Origin of the sequence: Luteibacter rhizovicinus DSM 16549 (assembly GCF_001887595.1) — a bacterium.
GTDB classification, from domain to species: domain Bacteria; phylum Pseudomonadota; class Gammaproteobacteria; order Xanthomonadales; family Rhodanobacteraceae; genus Luteibacter; species Luteibacter rhizovicinus.
Genome location: NZ_CP017480.1, coordinates 235,940 through 253,404, shown reverse-complemented (window position 1 = coordinate 253,404; position 17,465 = coordinate 235,940). Strand labels below are relative to the sequence as shown.

At 65.9% G+C, this 17,465-nt stretch carries 15 protein-coding genes and 1 tRNA gene; 5 read left to right on the top strand and 11 right to left on the bottom strand.

Going from position 1 to position 17,465, the window contains the following annotated elements; translation table 11 throughout:
- Nucleotides 1-131 precede the first annotated feature (131 nt).
- The 4 genes from BJI69_RS01260 to BJI69_RS01245 all read left to right on the top strand — a co-directional run bounded on the left by BJI69_RS01260 (nt 132) and on the right by BJI69_RS01245 (nt 2,469).
- The gene (locus BJI69_RS01260) at nt 132-392 is read left to right on the top strand and encodes a hypothetical protein (RefSeq protein WP_046969641.1); all 261 of its coding nucleotides are present in this window, start codon (nt 132-134) and stop codon (nt 390-392) included.
- A gap of 57 nt (nt 393-449) precedes the next feature.
- The gene (locus BJI69_RS01255; protein ID WP_046969640.1) at nt 450-881 is read left to right on the top strand and encodes a GFA family protein; all 432 of its coding nucleotides are present in this window, start codon (nt 450-452) and stop codon (nt 879-881) included.
- 59 nt (nt 882-940) lie between these two features.
- Nucleotides 941-1,017: transfer RNA gene (locus BJI69_RS01250), tRNA-Arg, on the top strand.
- Between the two features lie 75 nt (nt 1,018-1,092).
- Entirely contained in the window at nt 1,093-2,469 is a 1,377-nt protein-coding gene (locus tag BJI69_RS01245) for an FAD-containing oxidoreductase (protein ID WP_046969639.1), read from the top strand.
- Between the two features lies 1 nt (nt 2,470).
- On the opposite strand, the gene xseA is transcribed toward BJI69_RS01245, so the two are convergent.
- The 4 genes from xseA to BJI69_RS01225 form a co-directional block, all read right to left on the bottom strand.
- Nucleotides 2,471-3,817: an exodeoxyribonuclease VII large subunit gene (gene xseA, locus BJI69_RS01240; RefSeq protein WP_046969638.1), complete on the bottom strand. Its 1,347-nt coding sequence runs from the start codon at nt 3,815-3,817 to the stop codon at nt 2,471-2,473.
- Between the two features lie 31 nt (nt 3,818-3,848).
- The gene (locus tag BJI69_RS01235) at nt 3,849-5,456 is read right to left on the bottom strand and encodes a carboxyl transferase domain-containing protein (RefSeq protein WP_046969637.1); all 1,608 of its coding nucleotides are present in this window, start codon (nt 5,454-5,456) and stop codon (nt 3,849-3,851) included.
- Nucleotides 5,457-5,701: 245 nt separating this feature from the next.
- Nucleotides 5,702-6,085, bottom strand: coding sequence for a hypothetical protein (locus BJI69_RS01230; RefSeq protein WP_046966295.1), 384 nt, complete (start codon nt 6,083-6,085; stop codon nt 5,702-5,704).
- Nucleotides 6,086-6,250: 165 nt separating this feature from the next.
- The gene (locus BJI69_RS01225; RefSeq protein WP_046966294.1) at nt 6,251-7,426 is read right to left on the bottom strand and encodes a thiolase family protein; all 1,176 of its coding nucleotides are present in this window, start codon (nt 7,424-7,426) and stop codon (nt 6,251-6,253) included.
- Nucleotides 7,427-7,639: 213 nt separating this feature from the next.
- Here BJI69_RS01225 and BJI69_RS01220 point away from each other — a divergent pair, with 213 nt between their 5' ends.
- Nucleotides 7,640-10,444: an autotransporter serine protease gene (locus tag BJI69_RS01220; protein ID WP_046966293.1), complete on the top strand. Its 2,805-nt coding sequence runs from the start codon at nt 7,640-7,642 to the stop codon at nt 10,442-10,444.
- A gap of 65 nt (nt 10,445-10,509) precedes the next feature.
- Here the strand turns inward: BJI69_RS01220 and BJI69_RS01215 are convergent, their stop codons facing one another.
- From BJI69_RS01215 to BJI69_RS01185, 7 genes are all read right to left on the bottom strand, one after another.
- Nucleotides 10,510-11,667 carry an isovaleryl-CoA dehydrogenase gene (locus BJI69_RS01215; protein ID WP_046966292.1) on the bottom strand — a complete coding sequence of 386 codons (1,158 nt, stop codon included), beginning with the start codon at nt 11,665-11,667 and terminating at the stop codon, nt 10,510-10,512.
- A gap of 82 nt (nt 11,668-11,749) precedes the next feature.
- Entirely contained in the window at nt 11,750-13,861 is a 2,112-nt protein-coding gene (gene yccS, locus BJI69_RS01210; RefSeq protein WP_046966291.1) for a YccS family putative transporter, read from the bottom strand.
- Between the two features lie 39 nt (nt 13,862-13,900).
- A complete protein-coding gene (locus BJI69_RS01205; RefSeq protein WP_046966290.1) occupies nt 13,901-14,356 on the bottom strand; it encodes a tetratricopeptide repeat protein in 456 nt (151 codons plus the stop codon).
- A gap of 2 nt (nt 14,357-14,358) precedes the next feature.
- Entirely contained in the window at nt 14,359-15,087 is a 729-nt protein-coding gene (gene fabG, locus BJI69_RS01200; RefSeq protein ID WP_046966289.1) for a 3-oxoacyl-ACP reductase FabG, read from the bottom strand.
- Nucleotides 15,084-15,557, bottom strand: coding sequence for a hotdog family protein (locus tag BJI69_RS01195; protein WP_046966288.1), 474 nt, complete (start codon nt 15,555-15,557; stop codon nt 15,084-15,086). The genes fabG and BJI69_RS01195 overlap by 4 nt, the downstream gene beginning before the upstream one ends.
- Entirely contained in the window at nt 15,554-16,732 is a 1,179-nt protein-coding gene (locus BJI69_RS01190) for a beta-ketoacyl-[acyl-carrier-protein] synthase family protein (RefSeq protein WP_046966287.1), read from the bottom strand. The genes BJI69_RS01195 and BJI69_RS01190 overlap by 4 nt, the downstream gene beginning before the upstream one ends.
- Nucleotides 16,733-16,736: 4 nt before the next feature.
- Nucleotides 16,737-17,450, bottom strand: coding sequence for a class I SAM-dependent methyltransferase (locus BJI69_RS01185; protein WP_078022955.1), 714 nt, complete (start codon nt 17,448-17,450; stop codon nt 16,737-16,739).
- Nucleotides 17,451-17,465: the final 15 nt, after the last annotated feature.

The following is a 17,465-nucleotide window of genomic DNA, read 5'->3' as shown; positions in this document are numbered from 1 at the left end:
TTCACACTCTGTTGTGCGACGCGGGACGGATGTCTTTGCGATGTCTTTGCCGGGGGACGTTACGAAGACCATGCAGTCACTGGCGCAAGTCCATGCTGGATTTGTGTTTCTTCACAAGGCTGGTAGCGCCCATGTCCCGGATCTATGAGATTCCCTATCACCCCGATGACAGTCACTCCTGGCCCGTGAGCCTGAACGGCCAGGTGATTTCGCGCTTCGACAGCCGTTTCGAGGCCTTGCGCTCGGCGGTGAACCGGGCCTCCGCGGATGGTGGGGATGCCAGCATCGGGATCGAGGGAGCCGATGGCATCTGGCGTCCCTTCGGAAGCGACGCGAAGCGGCCGGCGCGCGTGCCACCCATGCCGGGCCGGAAGCTCAGGGCCGTCCGTTAGGTCAACGCGCCCGCACTCGAATTACCATGGGCCGACCTTCCCCAAGCCGGCCCTCCCATGCTCCCCGATATCACCGAGATCCGCGGCGCCTGTCATTGCGGCTCCGTCCGCTTCATCGTGACCTTGTCCGACGGTCTGCGCACCGCGCGGCGCTGCAACTGCTCGTATTGCCGCATGCGCGGCGCGGTCGCGGTTTCGGCCGAGCTCGATGGAATCACGATCGAGCAGGGCCGGGACGTGCTCACCGAGTACCAGTTCAATACGGGAACCGCCAAGCATTATTTTTGCTCGACGTGCGGCATTTACACCTTCCACCAGCGTCGGTCGAATAACGCGCAGTTCGGCGTGAACGTGGCCTGTCTCGACGGCATCAGTCCGTTCGACTTCGCCGACGTGCCTGTGATGAACGGTGCCAATCATCCGGCAGACGGCGGACCGAAGGCAGGCGCGCAGGTCGGGGTGTTGCGGTATGAAGCGATCGATACCTGATTCGCCGCCACACGCAAGGGTTTCTGTGTGATGGCCCCCTCCGGTATCCTCACGCCCTTGGCCCCGTAGCTCAGCTGGATAGAGCGTCCCCCTCCTAAGGGGAAGGTCGCCCGTTCGAATCGGGCCGGGGTCACCATCCAGGGCTTTCCTGCAAGGCAATCGGCCGCGATGCGGGTTACCCTCCAACGGTCATCCAACCCGCGGAGCCCCCATGATCCGAACCTTCGACGCCATCATCGTGGGGGCCGGGCAGGCTGGGCCGGCGCTGGCCGGACGCTTGACCGGGCTGGGCAAGACGGTCGCCATCATCGAGCGGCATCTGGTGGGCGGTACCTGCGTCAATACCGGTTGCAAGCCGACCAAGACCCTTGTGGCCAGTGCCAGCGTCGCCCGGTACGCCCAGCGTGGCGCCGACTACGGCGTCGGCGTGGGCCAGATCACCATCGACATGCCGGTCGTGGCCGCGCGGGCGCAGAAGGTGATCCTCGATTCGCGCAAGGGCAACGAGGACTGGCTGGCGTCGATGCCGGGGCTGACACTGATTCGCGGGCATGCACGGTTTACAGGACCGCGGCGCATCGAAGTGGACGGCGAGACCCTCGAGGCACCTCAGGTCTTTCTTAACGTGGGTGGTCGGGCCTCCATCCCCGATTTCCCGGGTGTCGACCAGGTCGACTACCTCACCAACAGCACGATCATTCCGTTGCAGATCGTGCCCGAACACCTCGTGGTCGTAGGCGGCAGCTACATCGGCCTCGAATTCGCGCAGATGTACCGGCGCTTCGGCGCCGAGGTGACCATCGTGGAGAAGAACACCCGCCTGGTCAGCCGTGAAGACGAAGACGTCTCGGCCGAGATCCGCGCCTTTCTCGAAGCGGAAGGCATCGCGGTACGGACGGATGCCTGCTGCATCACACTGGCGAAGCACGGTAGCGGCGTAAAGGTCGGCGTCGACTGCACCGAGGGCGCACCGGAAGTGGTCGGCACGCATGTGTTGCTTGCTGTCGGTCGTCGTCCCAATACTGACGACCTGGGTCTGGATGCTGCCGGTATCGAGATCGACGACAAGGGCTACATCAAGGTCGACGATCACCTGAAGACGACGGCCGACGGCGTCTGGGCCATGGGCGATTGCAACGGCAAGGGCGCTTTTACGCATACGGCGTGGAACGACTACGAAATCGTCGCGGCCAACTTGCTCGATGGCGAGGACCGTAAGGTCAGCGATCGCATTCTCGGCTACGCGCTTTACGTGGATCCGCCGCTGGGCCGTGTCGGCATGACCGAGACGCAGGCACGCAAGTCCGGTCGACCGCTACTGATCTCTAAGCGCCTGATGACTCGCGTCGGGCGCGCGGTGGAGAAGGCGGAAACCTGGGGCTTCATGAAAATCGTGGCGGATGCCGAAACAAAGAAGATCCTCGGCGCGGCGATTCTCGGCACCGGCGGCGATGAAGCGATCCACGGCATCCTGGACATGATGAATGCGGACGCGTCGATCGGCACCTTGCAATGGGCCGTCCCGATTCACCCGACAGTGTCGGAGTTGATCCCGACGGTAGTCGGCGATCTGAAGCCAGCTTCCTGAATCAGTCCTCGCGACGCACCTTGAGTTCGCCGTCGCCAAGCATGACTCGCAGGCGGTCGCCGACGGCGATATCGCCGGCATGCCTGACCACGGCATCCCGCTGATCGAAGACGATGGCGTAGCCGCGCTCCAACGTGGCCAGCGGGCTCACGGCGTGCAACGTGCGGGCTTGCTCGGTAAGGCGAAGGCGATCGCGTTCCAGGCGGCGCGACATGGCCGTCGCCATGCGCTGGCGCAGCTGGGCGATGCGCTGAGTCGAAGGCACCAGGCGGCCTTTGGGATGTTGCGCGGCGAGACGGGCCTGTAAGCGGTCGAGGCGTGCACGACGCAAGGCATTCGCCTGGCTGGCAGATGTGAGCAGTCGCCGGCGCAGGCCCTCGAGGCGCTGCGCATCGCGCGCCAGTCGCGCCTGGGGGCGCTGGGCGTTGAGACGTGCCTGCCAGTGATCGGCTCGCTGGGCGGCGGCCTGCAGGCGACGGGCCATCAAGGTGGCCATGCGCTGGCGGAGACGGTCGAGCCGGCGCGCGAGATCGGCGCCATCGGGCACCAGCAGTTCCGCGGCGGCGGACGGTGTTGCCGCGCGCAAGTCGGCGACGAAGTCGGCGATGGTGAAATCCACCTCATGGCCCACGGCGGAGACGACCGGGACGGTGCTGGCGTGGATCGCCCGTGCGACGGATTCGTCGTTGAAGGCCCAGAGATCTTCGAGCGAACCGCCGCCGCGGGTAAGGAGGATCACGTCATAGCGACCACTGGCCGATGCACGACGCAGCATGGACGCAATCGCCGGTGGCGCCTCGCGACCCTGTACGGGCACCGGCAGCACGTCCACTTCGGCCAGGCCAAACCGCCGACCGAGCACACTCAGCACGTCGCGGATGGCCGCGCCGGTGGGAGAGGTGATGACACCGATACGACGTGGAAAGGCCGGCAACTCGCGCTTGCGATCCTGATCGAACAATCCTTCCGCGCCCAGCCGCGCCTTGAGCTGTTCGAACTCGCGCTGCAGGGCACCTTCACCGGCAGGTTCCATATGGTCGGCGACCAGCTGGAACTCACCGCGCGCTTCGTACAGGCCGACTTTGGCGCGCATGAGCACATGCATGCCGTCGGTGGGACGAAAGCGTAGCCGCGACGCCGCCATGCGGAACATCGCGCAACGCACCTGCGCGCTGGCATCCTTCAGGGTGAAGTAGATATGCCCCGACGCCGGCCGCGAAACGTTGGACAGCTCGCCTTCGATCCACACGCCCATCGGCAGGGCGTCCTCCAGCAGATCGCGCACCAGTCGGTTCAGACCGGACGGCGTGAAGATCTCGGGAGTCGGGCGGTTGTCGAAGTCGGACATGGACCGGAGAGGTTATCACGCTGCCCAACGCTTACATACGGAAGACGCCAAAGCGGCCTTGCTCGATCGGTGCGTTCATCGACGCCGAGATGGCCAACCCCAGGACGCGACGTGTGTCGGCGGGATCGATGATGCCGTCGTCCCACAGGCGCGCACTGGCGTAGTACGGATGGCCCTGGCGTTCGTACTGGTCGCGCACGGGTGCCTTGAAAGCCTCTTCATCCTCGGCGCTCCAGCTGCCGCCGCCGGCTTCGATACCGTCGCGTCGCACGGTGGCGAGCACGGACGCCGCCTGTTCGCCGCCCATCACGCTGATGCGCGCGTTCGGCCACATCCACAGGAAGCGTGCGCCATAGGCGCGGCCACACATGGCGTAGTTACCGGCGCCGAAGCTTCCGCCAATGACCACGGTGAACTTGGGTACGTGCGAACAGGCCACCGCGGTGACCATCTTCGCACCATCCTTGGCGATGCCTGCGTTTTCGTACTTGCGACCGACCATGAAACCGGTGATGTTCTGCAGGAACACCAGCGGCACGTTGCGCTGGTTGCAAAGCTCGATGAAATGCGCGCCCTTCTGCGCGGATTCGCCGAACAGGATGCCATTGTTGGCCACGATACCCACGGGGTAGCCGTGGATGTGCGCGAAGCCGGTGACCAGGGTCTTGCCGTAGCGCGCCTTGAACTCGTGGAACTCGGAGTCGTCGACGACGCGCGCGATGACTTCACGGATATCGAAGGGACGGCGCGTGTCCTCGGGGATCACGCCGTAGAGTTCCTCGGCGGAAAAGCGCGGCTCCAGGGGAGGACGCACGGCAAGCGGCATTTTCTTGATGCGGTTGAGCGAACCGACGATGTCGCGGGCGATCGCCAGCGCGTGGGTATCGTTCTCGGCGAAATGATCGGCCACGCCCGAGATGGAGGTGTGCACATCCGCACCACCGAGGGCTTCCGCGTCGACGACTTCGCCGGTGGCGGCTTTGACCAGCGGCGGACCGCCAAGGAAGATCGTGCCCTGTTCGCGCACGATGATGGTTTCGTCGCTCATCGCCGGGACGTAGGCACCGCCCGCGGTGCACGAACCCATCACCACGGCGATCTGCGCGATGCCCTGCGCGCTCATGCGTGCCTGGTTGTAGAAGATCCGGCCGAAGTGCTCGCGATCGGGGAAGACTTCGTCCTGCAGCGGCAGGAACGCGCCGCCGGAATCCACCAGGTAGACGCAGGGCAGGCGATTTTCCATCGCGACTTCCTGCGCCCGCAGGTGTTTTTTCACCGTCATGGGGAAGTACGTGCCGCCCTTCACCGTTGCATCGTTGGCCAGCACCACGACTTCCTGGCCCATGACCCGGCCGATGCCGGCGATCACGCCGGCTGCGGGCGCGGCGTCGTCATACATGCCATGCGCCGCGAGCGGCGCGATTTCAAGGAAGGGCGAGCCTGGATCGAGCAGGGCGCGGATGCGTTCGCGCGGCAGGAGCTTGCCGCGGGCCACGTGCTTCTCGCGTGCCTTGGCACCGCCGCCTTCGGCCGTGCGCCTGAGTGTTTCGCGCAGGTCGTCGGTGAGCGCCCGCAGCTTCAGGCTGGCAGCCTGGAAGTCGGCGGAGCGGGGGTCGATCTGCGAGTCGAGAATAGGCATGGGGGCGTTCGCGCGGGGACGAAACGACCATGATAGCGGGGCGGGCGGGTGCGCAAACGCTGCGGCGCGCCAAATTGCTACGTGTGGGAGCCGATTTATGTGGGAGCCGATTCATCGGCGAATGGGTGCTCGCCGCAGCTTGGCCCGCTGCCGCGGGATCGCCGATGAATCGGCTCCCACACAGAGCAACAAAAAAACGGCCACCCGAAGGTGGCCGTTTTCAGACTACAGAACGAAGCCGAGGCTTAGTTCTTCTTGTCGTCCTTTGCGCTCTTGGCGTTGGACGCAGCGTCCTTGGCCTGATCAGCCGACTTGTCGGCCTGGTCCGCAGCGTTGGCAGCGGCGTCCTTGGCGGCTTCCGGCGTACCGCCGGCGGTCGAGGCGGAAGCAGCAGCCTGGGCCTGGCCTGCGGCGTCCTTGGCCTGGTCGGCGGACTGCTGAGCCTGGTCGGCAGCCTGCGTGGTCGCGGCGTTCTGCGACTGGTCCGCGGCCTGCTGTGCCTTGTCAGCCTGCTGCTGTGCATCTGCAGCCGACTTCTGGGCGTCCTGCGCGGAATCCGTCGCGCCGTTGCTGCAAGCTGCCAGAAGCGCGACGAGCGCAGAGGCGAGAAGGGTACGCGTCAAATTCATGGTGTTTCTCCTTAGCCGTGGAATGCCGTTAGGCGGGCGTATTAATAGCCGAGTTGTTATTACTTAGCTACAGATCGAAAGGGTCTGCTTCAGGGCGGGTTAAAGCCCATGGAAAGCGCGTGATCGTTATGGAAACAACGCCCACCCGGTTTATCGACGCCAGGTTCACACCAGTTCAATGGCGATCGCCGTAGCCTCGCCGCCGCCAATACAAAGCGCTGCGACACCCCTTTTTGCCCCACGGGCTGTCAACGCATTGAGAAGAGTCACCACGATACGTGCACCGCTGGCGCCGATCGGATGGCCCAGGGCGCATGCGCCACCGTTGACGTTGATCTTGTCGTGCGGCACGCCGAGCTCGCGCATGACGGCCATCGGCACGACAGCAAAGGCCTCGTTGATTTCAAACAGATCCACGTCGTCGGCTTTCCAGCCGGCTTTTTCGAGGACTTTCGAAATGGCGCCGACCGGTGCGGTAGTGAACCACTCCGGTTCCTGCGAATGCGTGGCGTGCGCAACGATACGCGCCAGTGCGGTAATACCACGTGCCTTCGCATCGTCGGCATCGAGCAGGACGAGCGCGGCGGCACCGTCGGAGATGCTCGACGAACTGGCTGCCGTAATCGTGCCGTTTTCCTTGCGGAACGCCGCACGCAGGGTCGGGATCTTCGCGGTGTCGGAACGGCCCGGCTGTTCGTCTTCGGCGAAGTCCTGCGGACCCTTGCGGCCCTGGACGGTCACCGGAACGATCTCGTTGGCGAACGCGTTGGCTTTCTGCGCAGCCTGCGCACGCTCCACCGACGCGATGGCGTAAGCATCCTGTTCTTCGCGCGTAAAGGTGTACTTGTCCGCACACTTTTCGCCGAACACGCCCATCGACAAACCGTCGTACGGATTGGTCAGGCCGTCCCAGGCCATGTGGTCGACCAGCTGGCCGTCGCCATAGCGAATACCGGTGCGTGCGTTGACCATGTGCGGTGCATTGGTCATCGATTCCATGCCGCCGGCGACGACGACGCGTGCCGAGCCGACCTTGATCAGGTCATGGGCGAGCATCAGCGCCTTCATGCCCGAGCCGCAGACCTTGTTGATGGTGGTGCAGCCGGCCGAGACGGGCAGGCCGGCTTCGAGCGACGCCTGGCGAGCCGGCGCCTGGCCGAGGTTGGCGGGCAGCACGCAGCCCATGATCACTTCGCTGACGTCGGCCGGCGCAATGCCGGACTGCTCGAGAGCGGCGCGGATGGCAACGGCACCGAGCTTCGGCGTGGGGACGCCGGTGAACTGGCCGAGGAAGGAACCGATAGCGGTGCGCTTGGCGCCCGCGATGACGATCTCAGACATGGGAACTCCGTGGGACTCGCATGGCCGCCCGTGGGGGCGGAAAACCGGTCGAGTATCGCAGTGGGGGGCGGGGTGGGGCAATCTGCGCCGCCGCATCCCTGTGCGCTGCTGCACGTCTTCCTCGGGTGTGCTATGCGAGTATTCGCACCAGGGCGCCGCCGGGGGAGACCGGCCGCAAGACAGTGATGTCGAAATGAAGGGGTTGAACAAGTGATGGAAAGCAAGATTCCGCGTCAGCGGGAGTTGGCGATGGCCGTGTGCCTGAGCCTGGGGCTGGCCGCCTGTGGCGGCGGTGGCGGCGGTACCAAGAGCAGTGGGGGTGGCGTCGCCATCGCGCCCGTCAAGCCGCCGGTCACGCCGACGCAGCCCACCCAGCCCGATCCGCCGCTCGACACCCAGCTCTCGCTGACCGGCGCCAACGTGGCCCAGGCCGCCGGCTTCACCGGCAAGGGCGTCGCCATCGGCATCATCGACAGTGGTGTCACCTCGACGCATCCGGCGCTCGCCGGTCGCGTCACCGCCAATCTCACCTACGTCGATCCCAGCACGAACAACACGGGTGTCGACGATGTCGTCGGCCACGGCACGGCGGTCGCGCAGATTGCAGCAGGACGCGCTTTCGGCAAATTCGCCGGCGGTGTCGCCCCCGACGCGACCATCATTTCGGCCCGCATCATCAACGACAAGGCGCCGACCGACGACGGCTCCGGCCAGGGCAACCAGGCCACGAATTCCGACCCACTCGGCAAGGTCAACAGCGATGTGGTCGCTGCCGGCGCGAAAGTCATCAACAATTCCTGGGGCGGGGTGTACTGGAGCGCCACCGATAGCGCTGCCAACCAGAGCTTCCAGGGTGCGTACGCGCCGTTCACGGCCAACCATCTGTTCGTCTTTGCCGCCGGAAACGACAGCCGTGCCAATCCGTCCGATATCGCGGCCCTGCCTGCGAGAGCCGCGGGTATCGAACAAGGCTGGCTCGTCGTCGTCGCACTGGACAGCAACAACCCCACGCAGATCGCCTCGTATTCCAATCAATGCGGCATCGCGATGAATTACTGCCTGGCCGCACCGGGCGAGGTGATCACCGCGTCGGCCACGTCGACCACCGCGAACACGTCCTATCAAGTCTGGACGGGAACCTCGCTGGCCGCACCCGAGGTGTCGGGCGCCGCCGCGGTGGTCATGCAGGCCTTCCCGTCGCTGAGCGTGAACTCGGTTCGGCAGATCATTCTCGGTACGGCGGACGATCTCGGCGTCGCAGGCCCCGATACGGTCTATGGCTACGGCGCCTTGAATGTCGGGCGCGCCATTCGTGGCCCGGCGACGTTCGACTGGGGCGACTTCCAGGCGGCGACGTCCGCCGGCCAGGACATGGCCTTCGTCAACGACATCAAGGGCGCGAACGGCCTCGTCGTCACCGGCAACGGCAAGCTGACTCTGTCGGGCAACAACACGTACGCCGGCGGTACCACGGTGAACGATTTCGCCACGGTGGAGGCGATGAACGCGATTCCGGGCAGTGCCTACACCAATGGTTCGGGCACCTTGATCGCGCATGGCAATATCGCCGGCGGCGTCATCAACAACGGACAACTGGCCACGCTGGATGTGTCGACCCACGTGGGCGGCGATTTCTCCCAGGCGGCCAATGGCCGGCTGTCGCAGAAGCTGGGCGCCCCGCTCATCGTCAGCGGCAAGGCGTATCTCGGTGGTGACTTCTACGTCGCGGGTGCCGTGCCGGGCTATACGGTGACATCGCACCAGCAGGTACTCACGGCGAACGCGATCTCCGGCACGTTCGCCACGCTGACCCAGGGCCCCGGTGTCTTCCTCAGCTCGACGCTGCAGTACCTACCGCAGGAAGTCTGGCTCAACACCACCTCGCTCAGCATCACCCAGGTGGCGACGACGAGCATGTCGCAGTCGGTGGCCGCGGTGAATTCGGCGCAGCGCCTGGACGGTGCCTTCGCGCAGATCACGGCCAGCCTGGCCAACGGTTCGCCCACGGCGGCATCGGTGGATCCGCGCACGCTGATCGCGGCGGGAAGCATCCAGCAGTCCTCGACACAGAAGGTGGCACAGGCGTCGCTGGAATCGCTTTCCGGCCAGCTGTATGCGGCGAGCACGGCAGTGACGCTTGCGGGTATCGAAGCGGGCAATGAAGCGCTGATCAACCATCTCGACCAGCAGGGCCCGACGGGCGCCTGGACACAGTCGCTCGGTTCGCAGGGCGGCCTCAGCCGCGCGGGCTTCGGCAACGTGAACTTCAACCTCGACGGTGGCGTGGTCGGCAACGACGTCAAGCTCGGCAGCAACGGTCTCGCCGGTGTGGCGGTCAGCCAGATGCGCAGTACGGGGCAGCTGTCCGGCAGCCTGGATCGGCAGACCAATCGTGCGACGGAAGGCATGCTGTACGCCGGTTCGCGCGGCGCCAACTGGTACGGCGTGGGCCGCTTCGGCTTCGGCAGCTTCCGTGGCGATACGCAGCGCCTGCTGCGTCTGGGTGACCAGGGTACGTTCGCGGGTGCGGACAACAACGGTCGCTACAACGTGGCCTATGGCGAGTTCGGCTATCGCGCCAACGTCGGCGCCTTCACGCTTACGCCATACGTGAACACCGAGTTCGCCAGCATCCGTCGCGCGGGATTCCAGGAAGCCGGCGGCGATGGCTTCGGCCTGGCCGCGGATGGCCAGACGACTTCCCGCTGGCAGGCCGGTTTTGGTCTGCGTGCCGGAAGCACGTGGCTGACCTCGTACGGCAAGCTGCGTGTCGACGCCAAGCTCGGTTGGCAGAACGCCTTTGCGACGAAGGGCGAAGTGTTCTCGGCGCGCTACAACGGCATCGCGCAGTGGGCACCGGTCGACGGCATCGGCCTGTCGCGTCGCGCGGGTACCGCAGGCTTCACGATGGCCATGGACCTGAGCGAACGCTCACAGTTCGCCATGGACGTGGATCAGCGCTTCGCCGATCGCGATCACTCGCACTCGGCAAGCCTGAGCTATCGCCTGGCCTGGTGACAAAAAAAAGGCCGCCCCACCTTCGCGTGGGAGCGGCCGATGTCGCAAAACGAAAGCTGTGCTCGTTATGACTTGCCGTGGAACAGCTCGCGTCCGATAAGCATGCGACGAATTTCGTTGGTACCTGCACCGATTTCGTAGAGCTTCGCATCGCGCAACAGGCGCCCCGCGGGGAACTCGTTGATGTAACCGTTACCGCCGAGCGACTGGATCGCCTCGAGAGCGACCTTGACCGCATTGGTCGAGGCATTGAGCAGGCAGGCCGCCGGATCGATGCGCGACTTCACGCCGTTGTCGAATTGCTGAGCCACCATATACGCGAAGCCGCGTGAAGATTGCAGTGCGGTGTACATGTCGGCCACCTTGGCCTGCATCATGCCGAACGTGCCGATCGGCGCGTTGAACTGCTTGCGCTCGCGCACGTACGGCAGCACGAGGTCCACGGCGGCCTGCATGATGCCGATCGGGCCGCCGGAGAGCACCAGGCGCTCGGTGTCCAGACCACCCATGAGCACGCGGACGCCTTCGTTCACCTCGCCGACGATGTTCTCGGCGGGAATTTCACAGTTGTCGAAGACCAGCTCGCAGGTGTTCGAGCCGCGCATGCCGAGCTTGTCGAGCTTCTGCGCGGTGGAGAAGCCCTTCATGCCCTTTTCGATGATGAAGGCGGTCATGCAGCGGCTGCCGGCGGGACGTGGCGCGGTGCGCATGTAGACCAGCAGGACGTCGGCGTCGGGACCGTTGGTGATCCACATCTTCGTGCCGTTGGCGACCCAGACGTCGCCGACGAGCTCGGCGCGGCAGCTCATCGAGCCGACCACGTCGGAACCGGCACCGGGCTCGCTCATCGCCAGCGCGCCCACCCACTCACCGCTGGTGAGCTTGGGCAGGTACTTGCGGCGCTGCTCGTCGTTGCCGTTGTGGTAGATGTTCTGCACGCACAGGTTGGAGTGCGCACCGTAGGAGAGGCCGACCGAGGCCGAGGCGCGGGAAATCTCCTCCATCGCGATCATGTGGGCGAGGAAGCCGAGGCCGGAGCCGCCGAATTCCTCGGGCACGGTCACGCCGAGCAGGCCCATCTCGCCGAACTTCAGCCAGAGGTCTTCCGGGAAGACGTTTTCGCGATCGATGCGATCGGCGCGTGGGGCGATTTCCTTCTCGGCGAAGGCGTGGACGCTTTCGCGCAGGAGGTCGAGGTCTTCACCGAGGGAAAACGGGCGCATACGTGCAACTCCGGGGGGATACGGGGAAAAAGCTTCCCATCGTAACGCGCCGGGGACGCCAATCCACGGCGCGACGCAGCAATCAGGCCTCCGGCATGGCTGCGATGCGGTCGTGGACTCGAACCAGGAGGAGGCACTGGCGGTCCACCAGCCGCACGGCCTCGGGGGCCGCCGTGACACGCAGCGAGGTGCCAACGAGGAAGGCCGAGGTGCTCAGTAGCGGGGCGGGCGAACCGGCCCGTACGTGCTCGGCGAGGGCGTCCAGGCCATGGGTGATCCGCCGGGCGAGCGCCTCAACGGCGGCGGCATCGTCCGCGGCCAGGGCCTGGCGGTGGGCACCCAGGGTGGACAGGTGCGCCAGACCGGCCTGGAGGGCGGTGAGCAGGCGCAGTGCGCGCTCGCCACGTTCCCTTGGGTGACCTGGTTCGGCAAGCAATTCGGTCACGTTGCCGGCAACGGCGGCCTGCGCGGCGTGCGCGTCGCGGCGGGCGACGCGGTAGGACAGATCGTCGGCCTTCCCGGTCCGGTATTGCGCCGCTATGCGCTCGAGGTAGCGCCCGTAGGCAAGCAGGGCGTCGGCCACCACGTCGTCGAGACGGCGTACACGCCAGTCCGGGAGGACAAAGCGGATCCCCCCGGCGGCGACGAGGGCGCCCAGCAAGGTGTCGAGCAGTCGCGGGCCGATGGCGTCGTAGCCCGCACCGACGCGGTCGAAGCAAAGCAGGACGAACAGCGTGATGACGGCGGTCGCCAGGGCGTAGCGACGGAAGCGGAAGGCGAAGAAACCGGCGCCGGTGGCGACCAGGACCGGCAGGCGCCAGTCGCCGCCGGGCATCAGGCGAAGCATGGCCCAGCCCGCCACGAGGCCTGCGGTGGTACCCACCACCCGTTGGACGAGGCGACGGCGCGTGCTGCCGTAGCTCGGCTGGCAGACGAAAAGCGTGGTCAGCAGGATCCAGTAGCCGTGCGTGGGATGCAGCGCGAGCATGAGCAGGTAGCCGCCGAGCATGCCGGCGGCCAGACGCACGGCATGACGAAAATGCATGGAGCGCCGGTTGAGCCGGATGCGCACGCGGGCGGCGGCGTCCTTCAGCGACGACGGCTCGTTGCCTTGCAGCGACGTGTCCATATCCTGCGGCAGACTGCCTTCATCCTCGATCGCGGCCTGCAGGTGTTCCATATTGTCCATCAAGGCGGAGAGGGCGTCGCCGATGGCTTGATCGGGTGGGTCGCTGCGCCGGCGGTATGCCATGGCCTCGCGCAGGTCGTCCAGGGCGCCTCGTGGCAGGGCGATGGAGCTCAGCGGTGCGATGCGCCGTATGGCGTCGGCACGCTCCCGGCACGCGATCGCCTGCAGGCGAAGCAGGCGCCCGAAACGGAACATGAGGTCGCTGTGGTACAGCGCGTCGGCGAGTTCGTCGTAGGGATAGTGCGAGGAGCTGATGCGCTCATGGATGTCCTGCGCGACGAAGAACATGGCCAGCCTTGCCGCGCTGCGTCCTCGCGGTTGTCGTCGGCCGATGCGGTCGATCAGCGCGGTGCGTGCGTCGGTCAGGGCTTCGACGGTGCGCAGGTTGCGCTTCGAAAATTCGACGTCGAGGGCGTCACGGTCGAGGCCGTGCACGGGTTCGAAGAGCGCAGCCTTGGCTTCGATGAGCACAGCGAGCGATTCGAACAGGCGTGCCAGCGAATGACGTACTGCACGCTGCGGGGCGAGCGCGCTCCAGATCAACGAAAGCAATCCGTACCACGCCGCACCGGCAAGGATGGCCAGCGTGCCCTCGTTATCGGTGCCTGCCGCGGCCGCATCGGAGGCGATCATGGTGTAGACCGAGAGGATCAGCGTGGCGGTGGCGATGGTCGCATAGCGACCGCTGGCCGCGCCGAGCATCACGAGGATGAAGGTTCCCAGCGGCAGCGCGACGGCGAAGAAGATGGGTTGGCCGATCAGGGCTTTCACGCCGGCAGCGGCCGCGGCGAAGCAGAGGAGGGTGACGACGAGCCCGCGCAACCGTCCGCGCCAGGCATCGTCGGTCTCGGCCAGCGCACAGGCGATGGCGCCGAGGAGCGCGGGGACGATGGCGCTGGCGGGGCCGACGGTCGTGCACCATGCCGTGATGCCCGCTAACGCGAGGAAAGTGCGAAGGACATCGGCGAAGCGGTCGGATTCGGCGAGATGACGTAAGGAGGGCATGGCCTTACTTTACCGTGCAGCGCGTATGGCGTCCCGGATCTAAAGCCCTCGCGCGGCCTGGAGACGGCCGAATTCCCGCGCTACCGTGCGCGGCGCGATCTTTGTACCTTCCCAGTAAAACAACTTCTCGATCCACTCCGCAGCTGCCACATCACCGAGAAGAAAGGCGCGCAGGTAATACCTCGCCGCTTCGTTGTAACTCTGTCGGATTCCCCATCCCCGGTAGTAAGACACGGCAAGGTCCGAACAGGCGGAAGCGATGTTTTCGTCGGCGGCGAGGCGGAGTAGCCTGTTGCCCTCCTTCAGGTTCCGTCGCACATACGTGCCGTGCAGGAGCCAGGTCGCGATCGCGTATATCGACATTCCGTCACCGTCATCCGCAGCCGCTCTCAGCAAGGAGTAGGCGGCAGCCTCGTTGCCCTCGCGCTGCATGAGGCGAAGGGCCCGCTGATAGCGAGGGTCGACACCGGGCGCGCTCGCATACGCGCTATCCATTGTCAGCAAAGCCCGCCGTTGACCGCCAGGACCTGCCGCGTGATGTACGCCGCCTCCGGACTGATCAGGAAGCGCACGGCCGCGGCGACTTCTTCCGGCGTGCCCGTACGCTCCATCGGGATGACCTTGAGGATTTGCTCCACCGGTACGTCCGGGTCGAGCATGTCCGTATCGATCAGGCCAGGTGCCACGCAGTTCACCGTGATCTTGCGCTTGGCCAGTTCCACGGCAAGTGCTTTCGCCGCACCGATGACACCGGCCTTCGACGCGCTGTAATTGACCTGCCCGCGGTTGCCGATGATGCCGGAGACCGAGGTGATGCAGACGATGCGGCCGGGCTTGCGGCGACGAATCATCGGCATCACCAGCGGGTGCAGCACGTTGTAGAAGCCGTCGAGGTTGGTCCGCAGCACCTGATCCCAATCCTCGGACGTCAGGCCGGGGAAGGCCCCGTCACGCGTGAGACCCGCGTTGCAGACCACACCGTAGTAGGCGCCGTGCTCACCGACATCGGCTTCCAGTGCCGCCGCCGACGCTGCGCGGTCGGCAATATCGAATTGCATGACGCGCGCCGCACGGCCCTTGGCGATGATCTCGGCGACGACGGCGTCGGCTTCCTCGCGCCGCGAGCGGCAGTGCACGACGATGTCGTAGCCGGCATCGGCGAGGTTCAGCGCGATGGCGCGGCCGATACCGCGGCTGGAGCCGGTGATGAGGACGGTGTCGTTCATGGCGCGGTTCCCTTGGAATCGAGAGTGTTGCGTGGATCGAGAAAGGGGGTCGGATCCGGCGGGCTGAACACCGTCAGGCGCGCCTCGGCGTGCACGCCCGCGGTATCGACGCGACAGCTGAAGGCGGCCATGCCATCGTCGTCATGGAAGGTTCGCACGGCTTCGATGACGAGCCTCGCCCCGATCGCGAAGACATCGGCGTCCACACGATAGCTGCGCGTGCCCAGCAGGAAGCCGGGGCGGATCGTCCCACCGGCGGCGAGCACCTGGCAGCCGTTCCAGGCGGCGATCGTCTGCGCCATCAACTCGATGCCGGCCCAGCCAGGCAAACCGTCGGCCTCGATGAATGCGTCGCCTTTGCGGATGACGCGCTCGCAGACGATGCGTTCGGCGTCCCATTCCACCACCCGGTCCAGCAGGATCATGCGTCCCGCGTGTGTGAGCAATTGTTCGACAGGCCACAGGGTCATGGTGCGTTCGCCAGGATCAGGCTCGCGTTATTGCCGCCGAACGCGAAGGAGTTGCTCATCAGGTGACGTCGACCTGGCGACAGGCGGCTGTCGCGGTCGGTGAAGGCCAGTGGCGGAAGCGACGGGTCGACTTCACCATCCCACACGTGTGGCGGCAGGCGCCGCTGACGATCGGTAAGGGCGAGCCAGCAGAACGCCGCCTCGAGCGCGCCGGCGGCGCCGAGCGTATGGCCGGTGAGCGCCTTGGTCGAGGAGCACGGTACGGGACGACCGAAGGTCGCAGCGATGGCGCGGCTTTCCATGGCGTCGTTGTGTTCGGTGGCGGTGCCGTGCAGGTTCACGTAGTCGATCATGCCCGCATCCAGGCCCGCGGACGACAGGGCCCGTGCCATGGCATCGGTGGCACCGCGACCTTCCGGTTCCGGGGAGGACATGTGGTAGGCGTCGGAACTCGCGCCGCCGCCGAGAAACGCCACAGGCGCGTTCTCGCGCGTCATCAGGAACACGGCGGCGGCCTCACCGATGTTGATACCGTCTCGCAGGCGTGAAAACGGTCGGCAGCGCGCTGCCGCCGTGGCTTCCAGCGCGTGGAAACCGTTCGTCGCCAGGCGGCACAGGGTATCGGCACCGCCGCAGATCACGGCGTCGCATAGTCCGGCCTTGAGCAGGCGTTGGGCGCTGAGCAGGGCGCGGGCACCGGACGTGCAGGCAGTGGATATGCCGTAGGCCGGGCCGGCGACGCCCAACCACTCGGCGAGAAAGGCCGCCGGTGCACCCAGCTCCTGGTCGGTATACCGATAGTCCTCCGGCCACGCCCCCGTCCGGCCACGCGTCGCGATGCTACACGTCGCTTCCTCGATGCCGGTGGTGCTGGTGCCGATGACAATACCGACGCGCTCGGCGCCGAAGCCTGCGATCGCGTTGCGGAGGTCCGCCTCGATCTCTTGCGCGGCGAGCAGCAGCAGGCGGTTGTTGCGCGTGTCTCGGTGCGAGAGTTCTGCGGGAAGCTGGGGCAGCGTGGCGGAGGCTCGGCCGACGGGAAGCGTCTGTCCCGGCACCCAGCCGTCCAGATCGCCTATGCCGTGATCGGCGGCGTGGAACAGCGCTTCTGCCACCGGCTGCTTGCCCGCACCGAGCGAGCACACGACACCAAGGGCGTTCAGGTAGGTCGTCATCCGATCAGCCCGGCTTGCGCGCGGCAACGTTTACCAGGGTCTCCTCGCGCTTGCCCACGGGCGGCGCGGCCTTGATGCCCCAGCGTTCCAGCAGGCCGAAATCTTTTGCCCGGCTCCACCAGAGATAGGGCAAGGACACCTGAGCATCCGTGAAGACGAACCCGCGGGCGCGCAGCATCGCGACATACTCGTCGGCCGTCTTCTGCACGTGCATCGGGTGGCGGAAGAACCAGCGGATCACCCAGCTGTCGATGTACGCCTTGGTGGACTCGGCGAACAGCAGCAGCCCGCCCGGCTTGAGCACGCGCCAGAACTCGTCGAGCGCGCGTTCCTGCTCGACCAGGTGATGGAAGGTCTGGTGACAGAAGACCGTGTCGACGCTGGCGTCGGCAAGGTCGATGCGTGCGCAGTCACTCGTGAACAGCTCCACGTCGATGCCTTCACGCGCGGTCTCTTCACGGGACAGGTCGATACTGTGTGGATCCGCATCCAGACCGAGCATGCGCGTGGGGGCGAACACGTCACGCAGATACCGGAACGAGCGACCCTGGCCACAGCCGACATCGAGCAGCGTGCCACCCTGCGGCACGGGTTCGCCGGCCAGGCGCTTGAGGTCATTGATGGCCACCCGCAGTACGTGGTGCTGCCAGGTATGGGTGCGCAGGAAGACGAAACCGATCCGGGTTTCCTCGACATAAGTGGCGCTGGCGTACTTCATCGGTGAGGCGTCCAT

What these genes read in the sequence shown, in the direction of transcription:
- BJI69_RS01190 (WP_046966287.1), bottom strand. Translation starts at nt 16,732, where the DNA reads ATGACGACCTACCTGAACGCCCTTGGTGTCGTGTGCTCGCTCGGTGCG.
- BJI69_RS01195 (WP_046966288.1), bottom strand. Translation starts at nt 15,557, where the DNA reads ATGACCCTGTGGCCTGTCGAACAATTGCTCACACACGCGGGACGCATG.
- BJI69_RS01205 (WP_046966290.1), bottom strand. Translation starts at nt 14,356, where the DNA reads ATGGATAGCGCGTATGCGAGCGCGCCCGGTGTCGACCCTCGCTATCAG.
- BJI69_RS01260 (WP_046969641.1), top strand. Translation starts at nt 132, where the DNA reads ATGTCCCGGATCTATGAGATTCCCTATCACCCCGATGACAGTCACTCC.
- xseA (WP_046969638.1), bottom strand. Translation starts at nt 3,817, where the DNA reads ATGTCCGACTTCGACAACCGCCCGACTCCCGAGATCTTCACGCCGTCC.
- BJI69_RS01230 (WP_046966295.1), bottom strand. Translation starts at nt 6,085, where the DNA reads ATGAATTTGACGCGTACCCTTCTCGCCTCTGCGCTCGTCGCGCTTCTG.
- BJI69_RS01245 (WP_046969639.1), top strand. Translation starts at nt 1,093, where the DNA reads ATGATCCGAACCTTCGACGCCATCATCGTGGGGGCCGGGCAGGCTGGG.
- BJI69_RS01215 (WP_046966292.1), bottom strand. Translation starts at nt 11,667, where the DNA reads ATGCGCCCGTTTTCCCTCGGTGAAGACCTCGACCTCCTGCGCGAAAGC.
- BJI69_RS01255 (WP_046969640.1), top strand. Translation starts at nt 450, where the DNA reads ATGCTCCCCGATATCACCGAGATCCGCGGCGCCTGTCATTGCGGCTCC.
- BJI69_RS01220 (WP_046966293.1), top strand. Translation starts at nt 7,640, where the DNA reads ATGGAAAGCAAGATTCCGCGTCAGCGGGAGTTGGCGATGGCCGTGTGC.
- BJI69_RS01185 (WP_078022955.1), bottom strand. Translation starts at nt 17,450, where the DNA reads ATGAAGTACGCCAGCGCCACTTATGTCGAGGAAACCCGGATCGGTTTC.
- yccS (WP_046966291.1), bottom strand. Translation starts at nt 13,861, where the DNA reads ATGCCCTCCTTACGTCATCTCGCCGAATCCGACCGCTTCGCCGATGTC.
- BJI69_RS01225 (WP_046966294.1), bottom strand. Translation starts at nt 7,426, where the DNA reads ATGTCTGAGATCGTCATCGCGGGCGCCAAGCGCACCGCTATCGGTTCC.
- BJI69_RS01235 (WP_046969637.1), bottom strand. Translation starts at nt 5,456, where the DNA reads ATGCCTATTCTCGACTCGCAGATCGACCCCCGCTCCGCCGACTTCCAG.
- fabG (WP_046966289.1), bottom strand. Translation starts at nt 15,087, where the DNA reads ATGAACGACACCGTCCTCATCACCGGCTCCAGCCGCGGTATCGGCCGC.